A 19072-nucleotide genomic window follows, 5' to 3' on the forward strand; every position below is an offset into this window, starting at 1 on the left:
ACATAAGTTCTATTATCAGACGCAGCTCCGAGAGCACTCCGAGGCCCCTTTTCAGAGCCACCGACCCGACCATCGGCAGCGACCGATCTTGGGGGTTGTGTTGCGTGCTCTTCGCTCACGTGTCCGAGCAGATCGACGCCTCGCCGTCAAAACGCAGGCCACTGTGCCGTGGTGGGAATTTCTTGATTGACTCTGCGGTTCCACCTGCTCACCGTGGGACCCCGCGAAGACTCCGCACGGGACACATCGTGCGGAGGACCGCATGGAGCCAATCAGAGGCCCAATATTAGGAGATTTTCATGCCTGATCCACATCAGGAAGACCGGACCCCGGCCCCCGATGCCGCCGAGGAGAACGCCTTCTTCCCGTCGCCCTACTCGCTCACCAAGTATACCTCGTCGAAGACCGACTTCGACGGCACCACCTACCCCGACCCCTACACGGGCGGCAAGTGGAAGGTCCTTCTGGTCGCGACGCAGGAACGCTACCTGATGATGCAGAACGGCAAGTTCTTCTCGACCGGCAACCATCCCGTCGAGATGCTGCTGCCGATGTACCACATGGACCTCGCCGGGTTCGAGGTCGACGTCGCCACGCCGTCGGGCGACCCGGTGAAGCTCGAAATGTGGGCCTTCCCGAACGAGGACGACACGGTCAAGGGCATCTACGCCAAGTACCGCGACCGGCTCAAGGCCCCGAAGAAGCTGACGGATGTCGCGAAGGACCCAGATGCGGGCAATTACATCGGCGTCTTCATCCCCGGTGGTCACGGTGCCCTGAACGACATCCCCTTCAGCGAGGACCTGAAGAAGGTCTTGTTCTGGGTCCAAGCCAGCGACCGCTACGTGATCTCGCTCTGCCACGGGCCGGCCGGATTGCTCGCCGCAGGGCTCGGCGAACCCAAGGGAGCTTTCCCGTTTCGCGGCTACGAGATTTGCGTCTTTCCCGACAGCCTCGACGCCGGGTTCAACGTCGAAATCGGCTACATCCCCGGCCCGATGCCGTGGCTCCTGGGCGAGCGGCTGCGTGAGCTTGGGGTGAAGATTCTCAACTCCGACATGACGGGCAAGGTCCACAAGGACCGCCGCTTGCTCACCGGCGACAGCCCGCTGGCGTCGAACAACCTCGGCAAGCTGGCCGCCCAGACGCTGCTCGCCGACGTCGCTTCGCGATGAGCCGCGCACCGGCCCGTGCCGCCTTCGACGTCGCTCTCGCCATGGAGAGCGGCGACGAGATGCCCGCGATTCAGGATAGGATGCGAGACTCCGCTGCCCCGCCTGGCTACGACCGCTTTCTGCATCGACGCCGGCGAGGGAGGCGGCGGTCGATGCCGTCACCCAATCCGAAATCAAGCGCCATCGTCGGACGTTGCAGCGGGAGCCACGGCACAGTGCCTCGGGTTGTTCCAAGGCTTGCGTATGCCGAACGTGCGTCGGATGAGGCCGCCGTGACGAGGAGGGACGACCATCCGCGGGCTAACGCGGCGACGGGCCCGACGCCGATGCGGCCGCCGGCACGGCGCGGACCTCGTCGCACACCAGGTAGCCGCCCGGCGGTGCGCCCGAGAACCGGACAGAGGCGATCGCCGGGGCCTTGACCGTCAGGTCGAAGCTGGGGATCGGCTGCTCCGGCCCGGTCCGTTCCGGCACCCGGTCGCGGGACGCGCGGTCCGCGACCTTGCCGTCGGCGTCGTACGCCTCGACGACCGCCGCGCTGCCGATCGACCCCCAGAGGGTGAGCGTGACCCTCGCCACCGGCTTCGGGAAGCGGATCTCGACGGGGATCGACTCGTTGGCCATCGCGTTGAGGATGCCCTTCCGCGGCGTCTTCAGGTGCGGGAAGAACATCACACGGCCGGCCGCGCGGCTCCCGGTCAGCGGGTGCGACGGCGCGAACTCGACGCCCCGATCCTTGTAGCTCGACATCGGCTTGCCGGTCTCGGCCGCATCGAAAGCGATGACCATCGGGCCGTCGGCGGGCGAGCCGAGGCCGACGAGGAGCGCCAGGAAGATCGATCGGGCGAAAGCCATGTCAGGTCATCTCCAGGCCGGTCTTCGTGCCCGTGGAGGGGCCGAAGCCGATCTCCTCGATCCCCATCCGCCGGAGCATCGACACGAACAGGTTTGGCAGGGGATAGTTGCGGCCGCGGTCGGAGGCCAGGTGCTGGCCGTGGCGGAAGTCGCCGCCGGCGATGAGCATCGGCAGGTTCGTCGTCGAGTGCGCGTTCGCGTCGCCGAGGTTCGGGCGGCATCTCGCCCGCCTTCACGCGGTCGTGCACCTTGATCCAGACGGCCCGGTTGGCGGGATCGCCCGCGTCGAACTCGAGGACGGTCAGGTCGAGCTGGCCTTTCTTGCTCGCGCCGTCGTGGCAACTCACGCAGCAGTCGCTGACGAAACCATCGTCGGGCACGGCGGGTTCGACCGCGCCGGCCGACCGGCCCCCGAGCAGGACCAGCACCGCGAGCCCGAGGAATCGAGGGCGAGACCTACCTCGGCCATCCCCGAGAGGTCGGTGGCGCATCATGCTCGTTCCTGGTCGAGAGGCGTTCGCGCACCCGTGCGGGAAGGGAGTCCGGCTAACCCTGGAACACCAGCGGCGCGAACTGGTGGAGACTCCGCCGCCAGGTCTGCCATTCGTGCGCCGTGTTCGGGGATTCGTAGTAGGTATTCTTGATGCCCAGCTTTTCCAGCGCCTCATGGTTCGCCTTCGCGGCGGCGGTGTTCTCCCTGCTGCCGTAGCTGACGAACAGCACCTTGACCTTCTGCTTGAAGGCCGACGGGTCGGCCAGCGCGGGATCAGTCGCGGCGATGCTGCCGCCGCTGAAGAGGCCGATGTGCGAGAACTTGTCGAGGTTGGCCAGGGTGATCTGCCTGGTCTGGGCGCCGCCCATCGACAGGCCCGCCATGGCCCGATGCGGCTGGTCGGCGAGCGTCCGGAAATTGGCGTCGATGTAGGGGATCAGCTCCTCGGTCATGATCTTCGCGAAGGCGGAGAAGTCGAACCTCGGACGGCCACCCCCACCGGCGGCGCCGCCGGGGGCGGGGGGGGCACCCCGACGCGGCCCGACGCCGAAGTTGTTGCCGCCGTTGTCCATCACGATGAGGAACGGCCTGGACTTGCCCCCCGCGATGAGGTTGTCCAGGATCAGGTTCGCGCGCCCCTGGTCTCCCCACCCGGTCTCGTCCTCGAACGCGCCGTGCTGGAGGTACAGCACCGGATAGCGCCTGGTCGCGTCCTTGTCGTAATCGGGCGGCGTGTAGACGAAGCAGCGTCGCGTGGCGTTGGTGCTCTTGGAGAAGTAGAGGGTCCGGCGGACCTGGCCGTGCGGGACGTCCTTGACGGCGTAGAACTCCTCGTCCTGGGCCGGGATCTCGATGGCGCTGCCCCAGCGGCCGGCGCCGAAGTAGGGCTTGCTGCCGGGGTCCGGGACCTCGGCCCCGTCGATGTTGATCCGGTAGTAATGGAACCCTTCGTCCAGGGGGCGCGTGGTGCCGATCCAGGCTCCGTCCTCGCCCTTGGTCAGGGCGACCCCGCCCCACTCGGGCACCTTCACGCTCTGGGCCTGGGGCGCGACGATCCGGAAGCGGGCCCGACGCTCCGAGTTGACCTGGGGATATTCCTTGCCACCCTGGTTGGAGGATGCCGGCTTGAAGTCCTCCACGGCCGGCGCGCTCTGAGCCGGCACGGCCTGCGCCAACGCCATCCGGCCGGCCAGAAGGGGCAGCAACACGAGACCCATCGACGCTGCTCTCACGACGGTGCTCCTCGGTCCTGGATCAAGGGAGGGGACGGCGGACGCAAGGGGATGGAATTGCCGCCCCGCCGCCCTCGACGGGCGGCGGGACGTGACTCGAGCGGATCGATCAGACCGGGAGCTGCCAGGGGTCGCGGCGCGGCCGGGAGAGCATCGCGTTGGCCTCCGCGTCGTCGAACCGGTGCGCGACGGGGTCCCACTTCAGCTTCTTGCCGGTCCGCAAGGCGATCACGCCGATGTGGCAGACGATCACCGAGCTGCCGCCGACGGTGGCGTTGCAGATCGGCGGCTTGCGGCTCTTGACGCAATCGACGAAGTTCTGCATCTGGTTGGTCGGCCGGCCGCCGTCGTACACCTTCGGGTCGTCCTTGAGCGGCTCCGCGAGGATCTTCGCGTCGCTGGCCAGGATCGTGAAGCGGCTGACGAACAGGCTGCCGTGCTCGCCCAGGAAGAGGACGCCGTTCTCGTCCGGTCCCACGCGCAAGGGCTTGCCGCGATTCGGCCCGAACCGCTGCTCGGGGACCTTGCCGTCCTTGTCCACCAGCTTCGTCCCCATGTCGGTGCCGCCGCCGCTCATGGCGATGACCTTGGTGCCGTCGTCGTAAGTGTACTGAACCTGGAAGCTCGGGTGGCAGTTGTAGCCGTCGCCCCCCTTGTAGGGCTCGGCCGCCTTGAGCACCTCCACGGCGATGGGGCCGCTGCCGTCCTTGTTCAGGGCCCACTGCGCGGTGTCCAGGTGGTGAGCACCCCAGTCGGTCATCTTGCCGCCGGAGTACTCGTACCACCAGCGGAACTCATAATGGCAGTTCGACTGGTTCCCCTTCTTGCGATAGGGCACCTTCGCGGTCGGTCCGAGCCAGCGGTCCCAGTCCAGCCCCTCGGGGACGGGCGTCTCCGGGAGCGGACCGCTCGTCGGGCTGCCGTTGAGGCGGCACTCGATGGTCCGGATCTTGCCGAGGCGGCCGGCGCGGACAAGCTCGACCGCCAGGCGGAACAGGCCGCGGAAGTCGGTTCGCTGCTGGCTGCCGGTCTGCAGGATCCGGCCCGTGTCCTTGACCGCCGCCTGGACCGCCAGGGCCTCGGCGACGGTCAGCGTGAGCGGCTTCTCGCAGTAGACGTCCTTGCCGGCCTTGAGCGCCTCGATGGCCACCTGCGCATGCCAATGGTCGGGCGTGGCGACGAGCACGCAATCGAGCGACTTGTTGTGGATGAGCTCGCGGAAGTCCCCGGTGTTGGCCTCGAACTCGTTGAACCCTCGCTTGCGCATCACCTCCGTGGCGTGCTTGCGATGGGAGGCGTCCACGTCGCAGCCAAGGGTGAATGTCAACTGCCCCGATTTCACGCTGGGGCTCGACTCGCCGACGACCTGCAAGCTGCGGCTTACCGGGCTGCCGATGCCCACGACGCCCATGACGAGGCGATCGTTGGCCGATGACTTCTTGACCGCATCTTCCTGGGCCGCCAAGAGCTGCCGGGCATACCAGGTCGGCAGCCCCGCGGCGGCGAACGTCCCCAGCGAGCGCTCGAGGAAACCCCGCCGCGATAGATTCCCGTATCCCACGTTCCACCCCCTTTACCACCGGTCCTTGACCGGGGCGAGTCGTCGAGACGATGGCGAATCAAAGCTCCCGGCGAGATCCGCCGGGCACAATCGTCGAAGTTATTCCTCCACCGGGTCGCGTCGATGGCCACGGCCCTCGACGCGCCCCTTTTGCGAGGTATCCGTCTCCTCCAAATTGGGAACATCCCCTGACCGATGCGGGTAGATTGCCCTCGCTGCCGATGGTGACCCGGAGGAGTTGGAACGGCTTCCTGGTGGCGTCCGCGTCGGGGATCGATTCCGAGGTGCGCATCGAGACCGGGGCCGGCGCCTCATGCATCCTCTTGGGGGAAACTCCCCGGATGTTACAGCCGTCCACGCAGATTTCCGGACACGGCCCCGCCTCGCGCGTCCGGCGACACGGCCCTCGCGCGGAGGGTATCGACCCGGCCCCAGAATTCGCGGAGGGATTGTCGTTCAGATTCGGACGTCGCGCCCGGGATCGGCTCGTCGCGGATCGCCGCGAACGCCGGGTCGACCAGCCAACGCCCGAGTCTCCGCGCGACCGCAACTCGCTGCGGGACGCCGCCCGGATCCAGGACGGACGAGGAGGCGGCGAGGTCGGCTTCGAGCCAGGCGAGGGCCTGCTCACGCCATCGCACCGGGGACCGCCCGTCGGCGGGCTCAGGACGATCCGGCGTCCCCTCGGTGCCGGCCAGCGCCGCGGCTCGGGCGGCCTGGAACCGGTTCGACGAGGCGATGTCGGCCGCGACCGCCGGCGATGCGGCGAACGCCTCGGCCCACAGGCGGGCCGACGCCGCAGGCTGGCGACGCGCGAAGGCGAGCCGGGCGAACGCCGCGAGGTCCTCGGGGTCGGCCGGACGGTCGCTCCCCGCGACGACGGCGGGGAGTCGCGTTTCCAGCGCGATCATCCGCTCGGCCCGGGCGGCCAGCGAGGACGCGGTCAGGATCGGATCCGGCGGGGGACTGATGTCGACGCGGGCCAGGGAATCGAGCGCCGCCTGGAGGTCGCCCGCCTCGATGAGGGCCCTCCCCAGGAAAAGGTACGCCGCCGAGAAGTGCGGGTCGAGGCGGACGGCCTGGCGGAACTCCGCGACGGCCTCGTCGAGACGGCCGGACGATTGCAGCGCGTGGGCGAGCGCCTTGTGGACGACCGCCAGATTCGGGAACCGCCGGGCGGACTCCCTCTGCTCCCCGACCGCGACGGCCCAGTCGCCCCGGTCGGAGTACGCCAGGGCGATCTGATCGCGGACCATCCAGTCGTCGGGCTTCAGCCGCCTCGCCTCGCCGAATTCGACGTCAGCCTCCTGCGGCTCCCCGAGCGCGAGGAGTGCCGTCCCCAGCGCGACATGGCCCGGGGCATCGTCGGGCCGGAGCCGCGTCACCTCGCGGAAGGTGTCGACGGCTTCCGCAGGCTGGCCGATCAGGAGCAATGCCTTGCCGAGCCCGCTCAGGGCCAGGCCGCTTCGGGGCCGGACGCCCGCGGCGACGGAGAAGAACCGGGCCGCGTCCTCGGCGTGTCCCGTGGCCATCAGCTCGCGCGCCAGGTCGGCGTTGACCCAGAAGTCGTCGCGGTGCGAGGCCTGGGCGCGCCGGAGCAGCGCGATGGCCATCCCCCTTCGTCCGAGGAACGCGAGCGACGCGGCCAGTCGGGTCACGCTCGTCACCGGCAGGTGCTCGACGTCGGCGGTGGCGGCGAGCCGCCCCAGCGCCTCGATCCGACGGGCCGGCCCGCCCTCCCTCCGGCCGAGCGTGTCCCGCAGGCGATTCCTCCACGGGTCCGGGTCGGCGGCCCGGGCCATCGCGACCAGCCTCTCCGCGCCAGCCGGGTCGTGCAGCGTCCGCCCCCGGCGGAGGAACGCCCATTGATCGAGGGCGCTGGCCAGTTCCGCGGCCGCCGGGCCGGGGGCGAGGGCCCTGCCGGCCAACGCCGGGTCCGGCACATCGAGGTCGACCCCGTAGGCGCGGAACGCCGCCGCGTACTCCGCGTCGGCCTTCCGATCATCGCCGTGGACCCCGAAGTCGTTGAGGATCGCGGCGAGCCGCTCGACGATCCGGCGGTCCTTCTCGGCGGCCTCGGCCGCGTCGCGCTCGCGGATCACGTCGGCCAGGAATGCGCGCACGCGGGCGCCCGCCACGGCGCCCGAATCGCCGCTCTCCAGGAGCGATTCGGCGCGGCGGGCCGCCTCGATCGCCTCGACCCAGGGGACCGGGTCGCCGCCGGCCGCGAGCGCCCGCTTGCGCTTCATGGTGGCGTCGATCAGCGCCGCATCGACCGCCCCCTGCGTGCGCTCCTCGCGTGACCGACGCTCGTGCTCGGTCCAGCCCCATCCGACGGAGCCGATCAGGAAGGTCGCGAGTATCGAGACGGCCAGCGCGAGGGTCAACCGCCGGCGCCTGCACTCGTCGGCGGCGAGGGTCTCCGCCCTCGCGTGGGCCAGCTCGGCTTCGCGCAGCCGCCCCTCGACGCCGCGGAGGTAGGCGGTCAACCCGGTCACGACGATCCCCGCCTCCCTCGGCCGGTGCTTGGGCGCGGCGGCCAGGCATGTGCGAGCCAGCCCCACAAGCTCCGCATCGGCGTCGCAGGCGTCGAGCCGGGCGAACGCCTCGGAGAGGTCGGCACGCCGTGCCTTGCGGTACACCTCGGCCCCGGACTCGCCCACGAAGGCCGGCCCGCCGGTGAGGATCTCGCAGAGGATCGAGCCGAGTGCGAAGACGTCCGCTCGCTCATCGAGCGTGTCCAACGCGCCTCGGGCCTGCTCGGGCGCCATGTAGGACGGCGTGCCCAGCACCGAGCCCGGTCGCGATTCCATCGCCTCCGACCGGCTCCGCAGCGTCCAGACGGCGGAGTCGTCGCTCGGTCGGATCGCCCGCCCCTCGTCGGCGATACCACCCTGGTCCAGGACCTTCGCCAGCCCCCAGTCCATGATCTGGGCCTCGCCGAAGGCACCGACCATGATGTTCGACGGCTTCAGGTCGCGGTGGACCACGCCCCGCGCGTGGGCGTAGGCCATCGCCTGGCAGACGCGCTCGAAGATCGACAGGAACCGCATCCGGTCGTCGCCGGGCCCCCGTCGCGCCGCCAGCAGCGCCGCCAGGGTCCGGCCGCGGACGAGCTTCATCGCGATGAAGACCCGGCCGTCGGGGAGGCGGCCCAGCTCGTGGACGGGGACGATCCCGGGGTGCTGGAGCTGGCCGCCGATCTGCGCCTCCTCCACGAACCTGCGCTCCATCTCGGGGTCGTCGCGATGCTCCTCCCGGATCACCTTGACGGCGAGGTCCCGGCCCAGCTCGAGGTCGCGCCCCTGAAAGATCGCGCCCATGCCGCCCCGGGCGATCTCGCCGACGAGCTGGTAGCGCGACGGCCGTCCCGAGACGTCGGGCATCTCGGGCCATGTGGGCCGGATCAGCGGCGCGTCTTCCACGGTCTCCCTGAGATGGATGCGCGGGCCGCCGTCGATCGCACCGCCTCGATCGGGGATCGCCGGAAGCAACAGACGCGGTCCCGACCTATCGCCCGGATGTTCGTCGGATCCGGTCGCGCCCCGAGAGCCGAGACGCCCGGCCTGGTCGGCCGAGAGGGTGGCCCCCAGCCGCAGCAGGCACCGGGGGCAGAGCCCCGCCGGCGAGTCCGCCGGCAGGCGGGCGGCGCAATCGGGGCAGGTCTCGACGGTGATCATCCCTACGGCCCCCTTCCGGTCCCATCCGGCGCCCAGGCTCATCTTCCAGGTTGGGATTCTCGCGGCGAATGTTACAAGGCCACGCCGTCCTTCAGCCCTCGAGGGCGGCGAAGAGTGTGCGGATCTCGTCGTCGACCTGCGCGGCGTCGCCGACGGTCGCCGCGATTTCTTCGCGCAGGAGGAGGCCGTAACGGCCCCGGAGGCGGTGGACGGCGACGCGAACGTTGCCCTCGGTGGTCCCCAGCCGATCGGCGATGTCCGCGTAGGAGCCGGACCTCGGGTCGCGGGTCAGCACGGCGATGAGCTCCGCGAACCTGGCCGCCCGTCCCGCATCGTCGTACTCGCGGCGGAGCCGTTCGACGACCCGGCCCAGGAGGGTCAGGGCCCAGGTCCTGTCGAAGATCCGCTCGGGGGTCAGCTCATGGGCGGGCTCCCGGGCGTACCGGCGTTCGGCGTCGCGGTGGTCGATGGAGAGCGGGTGCCGCCCCCCTCCCCGCTTGGCCGCATTCTCCCGGTCTCGTCGGTCCGCCAAGCTGCGGGCACAGACGGTGCGGAGGAACGCGCGGAATCTCCCCCGGGCGGGATCGGCCCTGGCGATGAGGTCGCGCTCCAGGAGGTAGGCGAAGAAGTCCTGGGTCAGGTCCCTCGCCTGTTCGGGGGCGTAGCCGCGGTGCCGGACGTACGCATAGATGGGATACCAGTACGCCTCGCAGAGGCCCGACAGCGCCTCCCGAGCCTCCGAGGCGTCGCGGCTGGCGGCCGTGACGACCCGGCTCCATTGCGTCGTGGGGAACCGGCCCGGAGCACGGCCTTCGGGTTGAAGCTGCGGCATGACCTCCCTCGCCAGGGGCCGAAACGGGGCGACGGGACCTGCGAGACGATCTCGCTCCATTATGGCCCGGCGATGCGCCCCTGACGAGACCTCGATCCGCCCGGGGGGTCCGTCGGTAGAGCCCGGCGTGGCCGACGGATGACCTTGGCCGTTATGTTCGCACACGATGAATTTCGCCGGATGTGTCGTCCATGATGGCGACTGACCTGCGCCGGCCCGGCATCTCGCACGAGTCGCGGTCGGGGAATGGTTCCTCATCGGGAGCGGGCCGACGATGGAGGGGTCGGCCGGCTCGAGCTTGACCGGGATGGTCGGGGCCTCGAAGATGATCGCACAGGGGAGGTCTCGGATGCGACGCTGGGCGTTCCTGCTCTCGATGCTCGCCGCCCTCGCGGGCACGCCGCTCCGGCAGGCGGAGGCCGCGTCCGACCTCGCCCGGTCCCTCGCCGAGCTCATCCAGCCCGCCGACATCGAGGCCCCCGATGGTGGCGTCGGCGACGATGCCGGCCTCGGGACGCTCACCGCATCCCACATGCAGGCCGCCGATACCCTGACTGTCACCGACCTCGTCTTCCTCCCACCCCCCGCTTCGCCGGCCCCCTCGCCGGCCGCCGCGGAAGGCTTGCGGGAGCGGGTCTGGTGGCCCCAGGACCCGCCCGCACTGCGGCACGCCTGGCTCAACGTCTTTCGGTTCTGAGGGTCGCCCCGTCCCCGCGGTCCGCGACACGTCGCCGCCTCGCGGCGAGTGCCGCCCGGCTGTTTCCGCGTCCCTCGAGCGACCCTCAAGAACGGGAGCCATCCCATGCGACCTTCCGCGAGCTTTCGCCGCCCGCGAGCGTTCACGCTGATCGAGCTTCTGGTGGTCATCGCCATCATCGCCGTCCTGATTGCCCTGCTGCTCCCCGCGGTGCAGTCGGCGAGGGAGGCGGCCCGCCGGGCCCAGTGCTCGAACAACCTGAAGCAAATCGGCCTGGGCATGCACAATTACCACTCGACGCACGACACGTTCCCGCCCGGCTACATCACGCTCACCCAGGCCAATCAGCCCAACAGCCCCGAGATCGGCCCCGGCTGGGCGTGGGGCACGATGCTCCTGAACAGCCTGGAGCAGGCAGCAGCCTACAACGCCGCGAACTTCAGCCTGCCCATCACCGTGCCGGCCTCCCAGACGATCCGCACGGTGGGCCTGTCAACCTTCCTCTGCCCCAGCTCCGCGGGCGGCGAGGGCCCGATCATCCTCAAGGACGCCTCGGGAACGACGCTCGTCACCGACCTCTCCCCCGGCCAGTACGTGGCGTCGGCCGGTCAGCTCGAAATCGAGGAGTTCCCGGCCCAGAACAACGGGGTGTTCTACCGGAACAGCCGCAACGGGGTCCGCAACATCACCGACGGGACGAGCACGACGCTCATGGCGGGCGAGCGGTCGCGGAACGTCGCCGACGCGACCTGGGTGGGCGTCATCCCGTACTCGCGGGTCTGCACCAACCCCAGATGGAAGGTGCGGGACTGCGAGACGGCCAACGTCATGGTGCTCGGGCACACCGGGCCCTCGCCCGACCAGGGATGGGTGGACGTGCCGAACTACAAGGGTGCCGGGGCCGACGACTTCTGGAGCCTGCACCCGGGCGGCTGCAACTTCCTGTTCTGCGACGGGTCGGTCCGGTTCATCAAGGAGACGGTGGACCCGCGAGTCTTCAGCTTCCTCTCGACGCGGTCCGGAGGGGAGGTCGTCTCGGCCGACCAGTTCTAACCGGACGCTCGCGTGAGCGCAGCCCGGGAGCTGTATCTCTCGTCGGGCTCGCGGGGATCGACGCCAGGCCGGTCGACGTGACGGAGGGCCCGGCCGAGGCGGATTCCCAGGGTCTCCGATGGCCGGCCGGCCTCAGCGCCCGCGGGACGCGAGCCTCGGGGCCTCGATGAATTCCACCTCGACCTTCTGGCCGAGTTTCAGCGGGGCGGCCCGGTCGAGGGCGAGCTTCACGGCGAGCACGCGGGCGTCGATCGGACGGCCCGGATCCTGGGGCCGCAGGCGGCGGCCGCCGACGAGATCGGGGATCTCCTCGACCGACGCGCCCCAGGTCGCCTCGGCGTGCCCCTCCGCCCTGATGACGGCGGTGGCGCCCGGGGATACCCGCGAGGCGTCGAACTCGTCGACCTCGGCCTCGATGCGCAGCCGGTGCAGGTCGACGATCGTCACGATCCTGTCCCCCACGCGGACCATCTCCCCGGCGTTGGCATGGCGGCCGACGACCACGCCGTCGATCGGGGCGGTGATCCGGGCCTTCGCGATCAGGGCCAGGCAGCGTGACCGCTGCGCCTTCGCGGCCGCGAGCCGGGCGCGGGCCGTCTCCAGGCCTCGTCGATTCGCGTCGAGGTCGTGCACCGCGGCGGCGCGACGGGCGACCAGCGTCTCGTCGCGCCGCGTCTCGCGGTCGAAGTAGCGGGCGTCGGCCTCCGCCTCCGCCGCCCGCGCCTCGGCCTCGGCCCGCTCGGCCTCGAGGTCGTCGGCATTCAGGGTCGCGAGCAGGTCCCCCTTGCGGACGGCCGAGCCTTCGCGGGCCGTCAGGGTCACGATCCGGCCGGAGGCCTCGCTGCCGACGACGACCTCGGCCCCGGGATAGGCGACCACGCTCCCCTCCGCGATGACCCGCGAGAGGGACTCACGGGGATGGCCGAGGTCGGCCGTCTCCGCGGTCGCGGCGTGGCCGCCGGCGGGTAACAGGGACGCGAGCTGGTCCGTGGTCAGGCCGGGCCGCGCGACGATCCCGGCGGCCAGGATGAGGGCCGCGGAGGTGGACAGCCAGAAGCGGGAGATCAGGAATCCGTACATGGTGGCCTCGCAGTCGGATGGCTGGGGGATGGGGCTGGCGCCGGTCGGTTCAGTTGCAGACGGACCCGTCGCGGATCCGGACGACGCGATCGGCGATGGAGCGCACTCGCGGGTCGTGGGTGACGATCAGCAGCGCCCGACGCTCGCGTCGGGCGAGGTCCCGGAAGAGGTCGAGGACCTGGGCGCCGGTCTCGGAGTCGAGGTTGGCCGTCGGCTCGTCGGCGAGCAGGACGGGCGCCCGGCCGGCCAGCGCCCGGGCGATGGCGACCCGCTGCTTCTGGCCGCCGGAGAGGTCGCGGGGGAGGAACGCCGCGCGGTCGGGCAGGCCGACCTCGCCGAGCAGGCGGGCCGCCTCGCGCCGGGCCGCGGGCCCCCTGATCCCCTTGAGGTTCAGCGCGTATTCGACGTTCTCCGCGGCGGTCAGCGCGGGGAAGAGGTGGAATTGCTGGAAGACGAAGCCGATCGACGTCCGCCGGAGCGCGGGGAGCAGGTCGGGACGCTTCGGGTCGACCTCCCGGCCTTCGAGGCTGAGCCGCCCGGAGCAGGGCGTCAGCATGCAGCCCAGGATCGTCAGGAAGGTCGTCTTGCCCGACCCCGAGGGCCCTTCCAGCGCCACGATCTCGCCGCGATCGAGCGAGAGCGAGGCCCCCCGGAGGACGCTCACGCGCCCCGAGCCCTCGCGGAATTCCTTGATCACGTCGCGTGCCTCCAGGACCGTCATGGGAAGCCCTCCTCTCGGTGCGTGTGGAGTCGACCCCGCGAGCCGCGGGGCCGTCAGATCCGGAAGACCATGGCGGGGTCCAGCCTGGCGACCCGCCGGAACGAGACCGAGGACGCGACCAGGCAGAGGCCGATCGTCCCGAGGAAGACCTCGGCCGCGAAGCTCGGCGTCAGGTCCAGCCTCAGGCCGAGCGCCGCCACGACGGGGCGGGCCGCGGCGGCGAGGATCGCCCCCATCGCGAAGCCGACCAGGGCGGCGATCACCGCCTGCTTGGCGATCACCGCGAGCACGTCCGCGTTGCGGCCGCCGATCGCCTTGACCGTCGCGAACTCCCCCAGGTGCTCCCCCGTCGACGTGTAGAGCGTCTGGGCGACCACGATCACGCCCACGAATCCGCCCAGCGCCACGGTCATCAGCATGTTCAGGCCCAGCCCGGTCGTGTCGGTCCAGTAGGCCCGCGACCGGGCCGCCCACTCGTCCCTCGTCCAGACGTCGTTGTTCGGCAGGCGGCGGCGGATCTCCTCGCGGGCCCGCACCACGTCGGCCCCGGGCGATAGCTTCACGAGGATGTAGGTCGTCCGCCCCCGCAGCTCCTGAGGCATCATCGATTGCGCGAGCCGGTAGTCGACGAAGGCGAGCGGGACCGTCGTGAAGGAGACCGCCCCGGACGTCCGGCCGATGACCTTCAGCCGCTGGCCGTAGAACTCGCGATGGTCGCCCGCCGCGAACCCCCGGAATCGCTTGGTCGCCGAATCGTCCAGCAGGACGAACTTGCCACGCCTGAGGTCGTCGGCGTCCCCCTCCCGGATCGACCAGGGGAGGTTCCAGCGAGAGAAGTCCTCCAGGGCGTACAGGAGGGCCTCCTCGGTGGCGCCGTCGGGCTGGCTGACCCGCGAGAACCAGACGATCAGGTTGTCCGCGCGGGCGACGCCGGGGACCGACCGGACCCGCTCGACGTGGGTCTCCGGGAACGTGCTCGTCAGGTCCACGTTCGGGGCGTTCCTCGCCGTGACCCAGAGGTCCGCCGAGGCCCGCTCGATGGTCACCGAGGCATTGCCCAGCAGCCCGCGGAAGAGGCCGACCTGGATGAACACCAGGGCCACCGCGAAGCCGACTCCCGACACGGTGATCAGGAATCGGATCTTGTCATGCCAGACGATCTTCCAGGCGAGATCCACCATCGTCCGCTCCTTTCCCTTGCCCCGACGATCCGCGCCCCCGTGACATGGCCGCCGCCGCGGGGTCGATCATCCCACCAGGTCGGCCAGGCAGCCGACGACCGCCCGATAGTGGCAGATGCTCCCCGCGAGGACGAAGACGTGCCAGACGGCGTGGAAATAGCGCCGCTCGGCCCGGGTGTAGAAGGCGAAGCCGCCGATGTAGAAGGCGACGCCGGCCAGGATCCAGAGGAATTCGACCGGCGGGATCGCCGCGATCGTCCGGCGGAAGACGACGAGCCAGACTCCGCTCATCGCCAGGTAGGGGAGCGGAGAGTCCTCCTCGAATCGATGGAAGCGGCCGACCTTGGCGGCCGTCCCGACCGCGGCGATCCCCCAGACGGCGGCCAGCAGCGACCAGCCCACCGGGCCGCCCATGGTGATGATGACGATCGGCGTGTACGTCCCGGCGATCAGCAGGTAGATGCCGATGTAGTCGAAGAGGAGCAGCACCCGCTTGCCGGGCCCTTCCTTCCGCGCGTGGTAGAGGGTCGAGGCCGCGTACAGGAAGACCATCGACGCCCCGTACGCCGCGCATCCGGCGGCGGCCCCGATCGGTGCTCCGTTCCTGGTGAGCGTCACCAGGACGTAAAGCCCGGCGAGGCTCAGGGCCAGCCCCAGGCCGTGGGTGGCCGCGTTGACCAGCTCCTCGGCCGCGTCCTGGATGACGGGCCGAGCGCGGCCGAGATCGGAGCCGAGGCCGCCGGATGCCATCCAGCCTATCCCCGCGCCATTGGCCTCGGGATGGAACAGCCATGCGCCGCCGTCGATCGGGCTCGCGACCGACCCGGCCGCCCGGGGGCGGGGCGTCGCGGACTCGGCGTCGGTCAGGGTGACCAGGTCGGCTTCGGCGTTCATGGATGCGGCCTCCGCGGCTGTACGTGGGACATCGATCATTTCGGGGTGGATGTGTCGCTCGTCGACTGAGGATCGCGCGACGGGGACGAAACCTCACAGGATCTAGGGAAATTCGTCGGTCCGGCCGCTCGCCGGCGTCGGTCATGACGGCACGATCCGGCTCCGAGACCTCGCCACGGCCGAGGAGGTCGCGGGGGCGCGGGGCCATGATGACGGCGTCGACGTCCGCGCCATCGTCGGCGCGCGCAATCGATGCGGAAATCGACCGCCCCATTCCATCGAGTTGCCAGGCGGCGTAAACTCGGCAGATCGGTCGAGCGTCGCGAGCCGCGGGAGTCACCGCCGAATGTCGGCTCCCTGGGATTGGTCGCGCCGCTTCGGTTCAACCGCGGATCCACTGGGGGGCAGGGATGATCGTCGGAGTGCCTCGGGAGATCTACCCGGGCGAGCGCCGGGTGGCGCTCGTGCCGGCGGTGTTGCCGGGTCTGGCGAAGGCGGGGATCGGGGTCGTCGTCGAGGCCGGGGCCGGTGAGTCCGCGGGCTATCCGGACGACGCCTACCGCGCCAAGGGGGCGCAGGTCCTCGCCGGCCGGAAGGAGGTCTTCGACGCGGCGGACCTCATCGTCCAGGTCCTCTGCCACGGGGCCAACGACCGGACGGGCGAGGCCGACCTGCCGCTCCTGCGGGACGGGCAGGGGCTGATCGGCTTCCTCAGGCCGCTCGGGTCCAGGGAGACGGTCGAGGCGATCGCCGCCCGCGGCGTCACGTCGTTCTCGGTGGAGCTGATGCCGCGGATCACCCGGGCGCAGAGCATGGACGCGCTCTCCTCGATGGCGACGGTCAGCGGCTACAAGGCGGTCCTCCTGGCGGCCGACTCGCTCCCCAAATTCTTCCCGATGCTCACCACCGCGGCCGGCACGATCACCCCGGCGCGGACGCTGATCATCGGCGTCGGCGTGGCCGGGCTCCAGGCGATCGCCACGTCGCGGCGGCTGGGCTCGGTGACCTCGGCATACGACCTCCGCCCGGCCGTGAAGGAGCAGGTCCAGAGCCTGGGGGCGCGGTTCGTCGAGCTCGCGGTCGAGGCCAAGGACGCGCAGGACGCCGGCGGCTACGCCAAGGCCCAGGACGAGGACTTCTACCGCCGCCAGCGCGAGCTCCTGGGCAAGGTCGTGGCCGAGAGCGACGTCGTGATCACGACGGCCGTCGTCCCGGGGAAGAAGGCCCCGGTCCTGGTCACCGCCGACATGGTCGCCGCGATGGCCCCCGGGTCGGTGATCGTCGACCTCGCCGCCGAGCGCGGGGGGAACTGCGAGTCGACCCGGCCCGACGAGGTCGCCGCGGTGGGCGGGGTCACGATCATCGGCAAGTTCAACCTCGCGAGCACGGTCCCCTATCACGCCAGCCAGATGTACGCCAAGAACCTGAGCACCTTCCTCCTCCACCTGGTCAGGGACGGGGCGCTCCGGATCGACCCGGGCGACGAGATCGCCCGCGACACGCTCCTGACCCGCGGCGGCGAGATCGTCCAGCCCCGGGTCCGCGAGTTCTTCTCTCTCCCGGCCGCGGAGGCCGCGCCCAAGGGGTAGGATCGTGGACCAAGAAATCCTCACAAACCTGTACGTCTTCATGCTTGCGGCATTCATCGGCTTCGAGGTGATCCGCAGGGTATCCCCCCTGCTCCACACGCCGCTGATGTCGCTGACCAACGCGCTGGACGCGATCGCGATCGTCGGCGCGATCATCCTTGCCGGCGAGGGCAAGAGCACACTGGCGATCGTCCTGGGCACGATCGCCATCGTGGCCGCCATGACGAACGTGGTCGGCGGCTTCGTGATCACCGACCGCATGCTCCGCATGTTCAAGTCGAGCGGCCCGCAGAAGCAGGGACACCCATGATCGGCAGCGAGCACCTCATCGAGCTGACCTACCTCGTCGCCTCGGCGCTGTTCATCCTCTCGCTCAAGTGGCTGAGCTCGCCGGTGACGGCCCGCCGCGGCGTCCGCGCCGGCGAGATCGGCATGGCGCTGGCGATCCTCGGCACGCTCCTCCACCACGGCATCGTCGATTACACGGCGGTCGCGATCGCCCTGGTGCTGGGCACGGCCATCGGCATCCCGCTGGGCTTCGTCCACATGACGGCGGTGCCGCAGCGGACGGCCCTCAGCCACGCCTTCGGCGCGCTCTGCGTCACCCTGGTGGGCACGGCGGAATACTACCTCCACGCGCCGGCGGTCCCCAAGTTCACGATGGGCGTCCTCGCGCTCGAGGTGATCCTCGGCTCGCTCACGTTCACCGGCAGCCTGATGGCGGCGGGCAAGCTCCAGGAGATCCTGCCCCAGCGGCCGATCACCTACAAGGGCCAGAACCTCGTCAACTTCGCCCTGCTCGGCCTGGCGATCGCCATCGCCGCGATCCTGGTGGGCAACCCCGGCCTGAGCTGGCTCTTCCCGCTGATCGTGATCCTGGGGCTGATCTTCGGCGTCATGCTCATCATCCCGATCGGCGGGGCGGACATGCCGACGGTGATCTCGCTGTTGAACTCGTACGCCGGGCTCTCGGCCGCGGCCATGGGCTTCGTGCTCAACAGCAAGCTGCTGATCATCGCCGGGGCGCTCGACGGGGCCTCGGGCCTGATCCTGTCGATCAACATGTCCAAGGCCATGAATCGGTCCTTCACCAACGTCCTCTTCGGCGCCTTCGGCCAGGAGCAGGTGAAGGCCGCGGGGTCCGCCGAGGCCCGCACGGCCAAGAGCGCCTCCGCCGAGGAGGCCGCGGCGCTCCTCTCGGCCGCCAGCAAGGTGGTGATCGTCCCCGGCTACGGCATGGCCGTGGCCCAGGCCCAGCACAAGGTCCGCGAGCTCTACGACGCCCTCACCCGCCGCGGGGTCGAGGTCGTCTTCGCCATCCACCCCGTCGCCGGCCGGATGCCCGGTCATATGAACGTCCTCCTGGCCGAGGCCGATATCCCCTACGACCGCCTGATCGAGATGGACGAGATCAACGGCGACTTCCCCCAGACCGACGTCGCCCTGGTGATCGGCGCCAACGACGTCACCAACCCCGCCGCCCGCAACGACCCATCGAGCCCGATCTACGGCATGCCCGTCCTGGACGTGGACAAGGCCCGCACCGTGATGGTCGTCAAGCGGAGCATGAACCCCGGCTTCGCGGGCATCGACAACCCGCTCTACTACCTCGACCAGACCCTCATGCTCTTCGGCGATGCCAAGGCCTTCACCGGCGCCATCATCCGCGAGCTGGCCGGGGGCGAGGGGTAGACCGGGCGATCGCGAGTCATCCTTCCACCGTGGAAAGTGATCTCACTCGGTGAGGCCAAGGCTCATCTCAGTGACCGCCCCATGAAGCCGGGGGACGGAGGGAAACGGGGACTGGCTCCGAGTCTTCGAGGTTCCCGTCCCGCTTTCCCGGCCTCGGCGCCTCCATCGGCCGGTGGGTTCGGGACAGGCTTTCAGCCAATACGGCCGGCCCTGCCACGACGAGCCGGTCATTGTTAGGTTCATCCGGCGGAAGCGCGCGCCGGGAGATTCGCGACGCCACTCCTTGACATGGGGAATTGTTGAGCTGGAGGCCCCCGATCTTGTAGGGTGTGTCAAG

16 protein-coding genes and 1 pseudogene are annotated in these 19072 nt (G+C 70.2%); 6 read left to right on the plus strand and 11 right to left on the minus strand.

Annotated elements, in window-relative coordinates:
• The first annotated feature begins 299 nt into the window (after window positions 1-299).
• On the plus strand, window positions 300-1175 hold the full coding sequence (gene hchA / locus G6O54_RS08740; protein WP_165223343.1) for a glyoxalase III HchA: 876 nt from the start codon (window positions 300-302) through the stop codon (window positions 1173-1175).
• Between the two features lie 300 nt (window positions 1176-1475).
• Here the strand turns inward: hchA and G6O54_RS08745 are convergent, their stop codons facing one another.
• The 7 genes and pseudogenes from G6O54_RS08745 to G6O54_RS08770 form a co-directional block, all read right to left on the minus strand.
• The gene (locus G6O54_RS08745; protein ID WP_165223025.1) at window positions 1476-2030 is read right to left on the minus strand and encodes a hypothetical protein; all 555 of its coding nucleotides are present in this window, start codon (window positions 2028-2030) and stop codon (window positions 1476-1478) included.
• A 1-nt stretch (window position 2031) separates the two neighbouring features.
• On the minus strand, window positions 2032-2199 hold the full coding sequence (locus tag G6O54_RS37785) for a hypothetical protein (protein WP_250846782.1): 168 nt from the start codon (window positions 2197-2199) through the stop codon (window positions 2032-2034).
• Between the two features lie 100 nt (window positions 2200-2299).
• Window positions 2300-2524: pseudogene (locus tag G6O54_RS38745) on the minus strand (hypothetical protein); the annotation flags it as partial.
• A gap of 52 nt (window positions 2525-2576) precedes the next feature.
• On the minus strand, window positions 2577-3740 hold the full coding sequence (locus G6O54_RS08755) for an alpha/beta hydrolase (protein WP_165223395.1): 1164 nt from the start codon (window positions 3738-3740) through the stop codon (window positions 2577-2579).
• 124 nt (window positions 3741-3864) lie between these two features.
• Entirely contained in the window at window positions 3865-5316 is a 1452-nt protein-coding gene (locus tag G6O54_RS08760; RefSeq protein WP_165223346.1) for a Gfo/Idh/MocA family protein, read from the minus strand.
• A gap of 344 nt (window positions 5317-5660) precedes the next feature.
• On the minus strand, window positions 5661-8996 hold the full coding sequence (locus G6O54_RS08765) for a serine/threonine-protein kinase (RefSeq protein WP_165223349.1): 3336 nt from the start codon (window positions 8994-8996) through the stop codon (window positions 5661-5663).
• Between the two features lie 91 nt (window positions 8997-9087).
• Window positions 9088-9828 (minus strand): RNA polymerase sigma factor, encoded by a 741-nt coding sequence (locus G6O54_RS08770; RefSeq protein WP_165223351.1) that lies wholly within the window; start codon window positions 9826-9828, stop codon window positions 9088-9090.
• A 349-nt stretch (window positions 9829-10177) separates the two neighbouring features.
• Between G6O54_RS08770 and G6O54_RS08775 the strand changes: the two genes are divergently transcribed.
• Window positions 10178-10525, plus strand: coding sequence for a hypothetical protein (locus G6O54_RS08775; RefSeq protein WP_165223353.1), 348 nt, complete (start codon window positions 10178-10180; stop codon window positions 10523-10525).
• Between the two features lie 105 nt (window positions 10526-10630).
• Window positions 10631-11578 (plus strand): DUF1559 domain-containing protein, encoded by a 948-nt coding sequence (locus tag G6O54_RS08780; protein ID WP_165223355.1) that lies wholly within the window; start codon window positions 10631-10633, stop codon window positions 11576-11578.
• A 132-nt stretch (window positions 11579-11710) separates the two neighbouring features.
• Here the strand turns inward: G6O54_RS08780 and G6O54_RS08785 are convergent, their stop codons facing one another.
• From G6O54_RS08785 to trhA, 4 genes are all read right to left on the minus strand, one after another.
• The gene (locus tag G6O54_RS08785) at window positions 11711-12658 is read right to left on the minus strand and encodes an efflux RND transporter periplasmic adaptor subunit (protein ID WP_165223358.1); all 948 of its coding nucleotides are present in this window, start codon (window positions 12656-12658) and stop codon (window positions 11711-11713) included.
• A 49-nt stretch (window positions 12659-12707) separates the two neighbouring features.
• The gene (locus G6O54_RS08790) at window positions 12708-13379 is read right to left on the minus strand and encodes an ABC transporter ATP-binding protein (protein WP_165223360.1); all 672 of its coding nucleotides are present in this window, start codon (window positions 13377-13379) and stop codon (window positions 12708-12710) included.
• Window positions 13380-13432: 53 nt separating this feature from the next.
• The gene (locus G6O54_RS08795) at window positions 13433-14560 is read right to left on the minus strand and encodes an ABC transporter permease (RefSeq protein WP_165223362.1); all 1128 of its coding nucleotides are present in this window, start codon (window positions 14558-14560) and stop codon (window positions 13433-13435) included.
• A 66-nt stretch (window positions 14561-14626) separates the two neighbouring features.
• A complete protein-coding gene (gene trhA, locus G6O54_RS08800) occupies window positions 14627-15454 on the minus strand; it encodes a PAQR family membrane homeostasis protein TrhA (protein ID WP_165223364.1) in 828 nt (275 codons plus the stop codon).
• A gap of 410 nt (window positions 15455-15864) precedes the next feature.
• On the opposite strand from trhA, the gene G6O54_RS08805 reads away from it, so the two are divergent.
• From G6O54_RS08805 to G6O54_RS08815, 3 genes are read left to right on the plus strand one after another with little or no spacing between them, the layout of a single operon-like run.
• Window positions 15865-17043, plus strand: coding sequence for a Re/Si-specific NAD(P)(+) transhydrogenase subunit alpha (locus G6O54_RS08805; protein ID WP_165223366.1), 1179 nt, complete (start codon window positions 15865-15867; stop codon window positions 17041-17043).
• Window positions 17044-17047: 4 nt separating this feature from the next.
• Window positions 17048-17353 (plus strand): NAD(P) transhydrogenase subunit alpha part 2, encoded by a 306-nt coding sequence (locus G6O54_RS08810; RefSeq protein ID WP_250846783.1) that lies wholly within the window; start codon window positions 17048-17050, stop codon window positions 17351-17353.
• Entirely contained in the window at window positions 17350-18735 is a 1386-nt protein-coding gene (locus G6O54_RS08815; RefSeq protein ID WP_165223369.1) for an NAD(P)(+) transhydrogenase (Re/Si-specific) subunit beta, read from the plus strand. The genes G6O54_RS08810 and G6O54_RS08815 overlap by 4 nt, the downstream gene beginning before the upstream one ends.
• The last annotated feature ends 337 nt before the right edge of the window (window positions 18736-19072 follow it).

The organism is Aquisphaera insulae, assembly GCF_011064615.1.
Taxonomy (GTDB): Bacteria; Planctomycetota; Planctomycetia; order Isosphaerales; family Isosphaeraceae; genus Aquisphaera; species Aquisphaera insulae.

Excerpts from the sequence above, each read along its gene's own strand:
- G6O54_RS37785 (WP_250846782.1), bottom strand. The coding sequence starts at position 2,199 with ATGCTCATCGCCGGCGGCGACTTCCGCCACGGCCAGCACCTGGCCTCC.
- G6O54_RS08805 (WP_165223366.1), top strand. The coding sequence starts at position 15,865 with ATGATCGTCGGAGTGCCTCGGGAGATCTACCCGGGCGAGCGCCGGGTG.
- G6O54_RS08780 (WP_165223355.1), top strand. The coding sequence starts at position 10,631 with ATGCGACCTTCCGCGAGCTTTCGCCGCCCGCGAGCGTTCACGCTGATC.
- G6O54_RS08790 (WP_165223360.1), bottom strand. The coding sequence starts at position 13,379 with ATGACGGTCCTGGAGGCACGCGACGTGATCAAGGAATTCCGCGAGGGC.
- G6O54_RS08795 (WP_165223362.1), bottom strand. The coding sequence starts at position 14,560 with ATGGTGGATCTCGCCTGGAAGATCGTCTGGCATGACAAGATCCGATTC.
- G6O54_RS08770 (WP_165223351.1), bottom strand. The coding sequence starts at position 9,828 with ATGCCGCAGCTTCAACCCGAAGGCCGTGCTCCGGGCCGGTTCCCCACG.
- G6O54_RS08815 (WP_165223369.1), top strand. The coding sequence starts at position 17,350 with ATGATCGGCAGCGAGCACCTCATCGAGCTGACCTACCTCGTCGCCTCG.
- G6O54_RS08745 (WP_165223025.1), bottom strand. The coding sequence starts at position 2,030 with ATGGCTTTCGCCCGATCGATCTTCCTGGCGCTCCTCGTCGGCCTCGGC.
- G6O54_RS08785 (WP_165223358.1), bottom strand. The coding sequence starts at position 12,658 with ATGTACGGATTCCTGATCTCCCGCTTCTGGCTGTCCACCTCCGCGGCC.
- G6O54_RS08765 (WP_165223349.1), bottom strand. The coding sequence starts at position 8,996 with ATGATCACCGTCGAGACCTGCCCCGATTGCGCCGCCCGCCTGCCGGCG.
- G6O54_RS08775 (WP_165223353.1), top strand. The coding sequence starts at position 10,178 with ATGCGACGCTGGGCGTTCCTGCTCTCGATGCTCGCCGCCCTCGCGGGC.
- hchA (WP_165223343.1), top strand. The coding sequence starts at position 300 with ATGCCTGATCCACATCAGGAAGACCGGACCCCGGCCCCCGATGCCGCC.
- trhA (WP_165223364.1), bottom strand. The coding sequence starts at position 15,454 with ATGAACGCCGAAGCCGACCTGGTCACCCTGACCGACGCCGAGTCCGCG.
- G6O54_RS08755 (WP_165223395.1), bottom strand. The coding sequence starts at position 3,740 with ATGGGTCTCGTGTTGCTGCCCCTTCTGGCCGGCCGGATGGCGTTGGCG.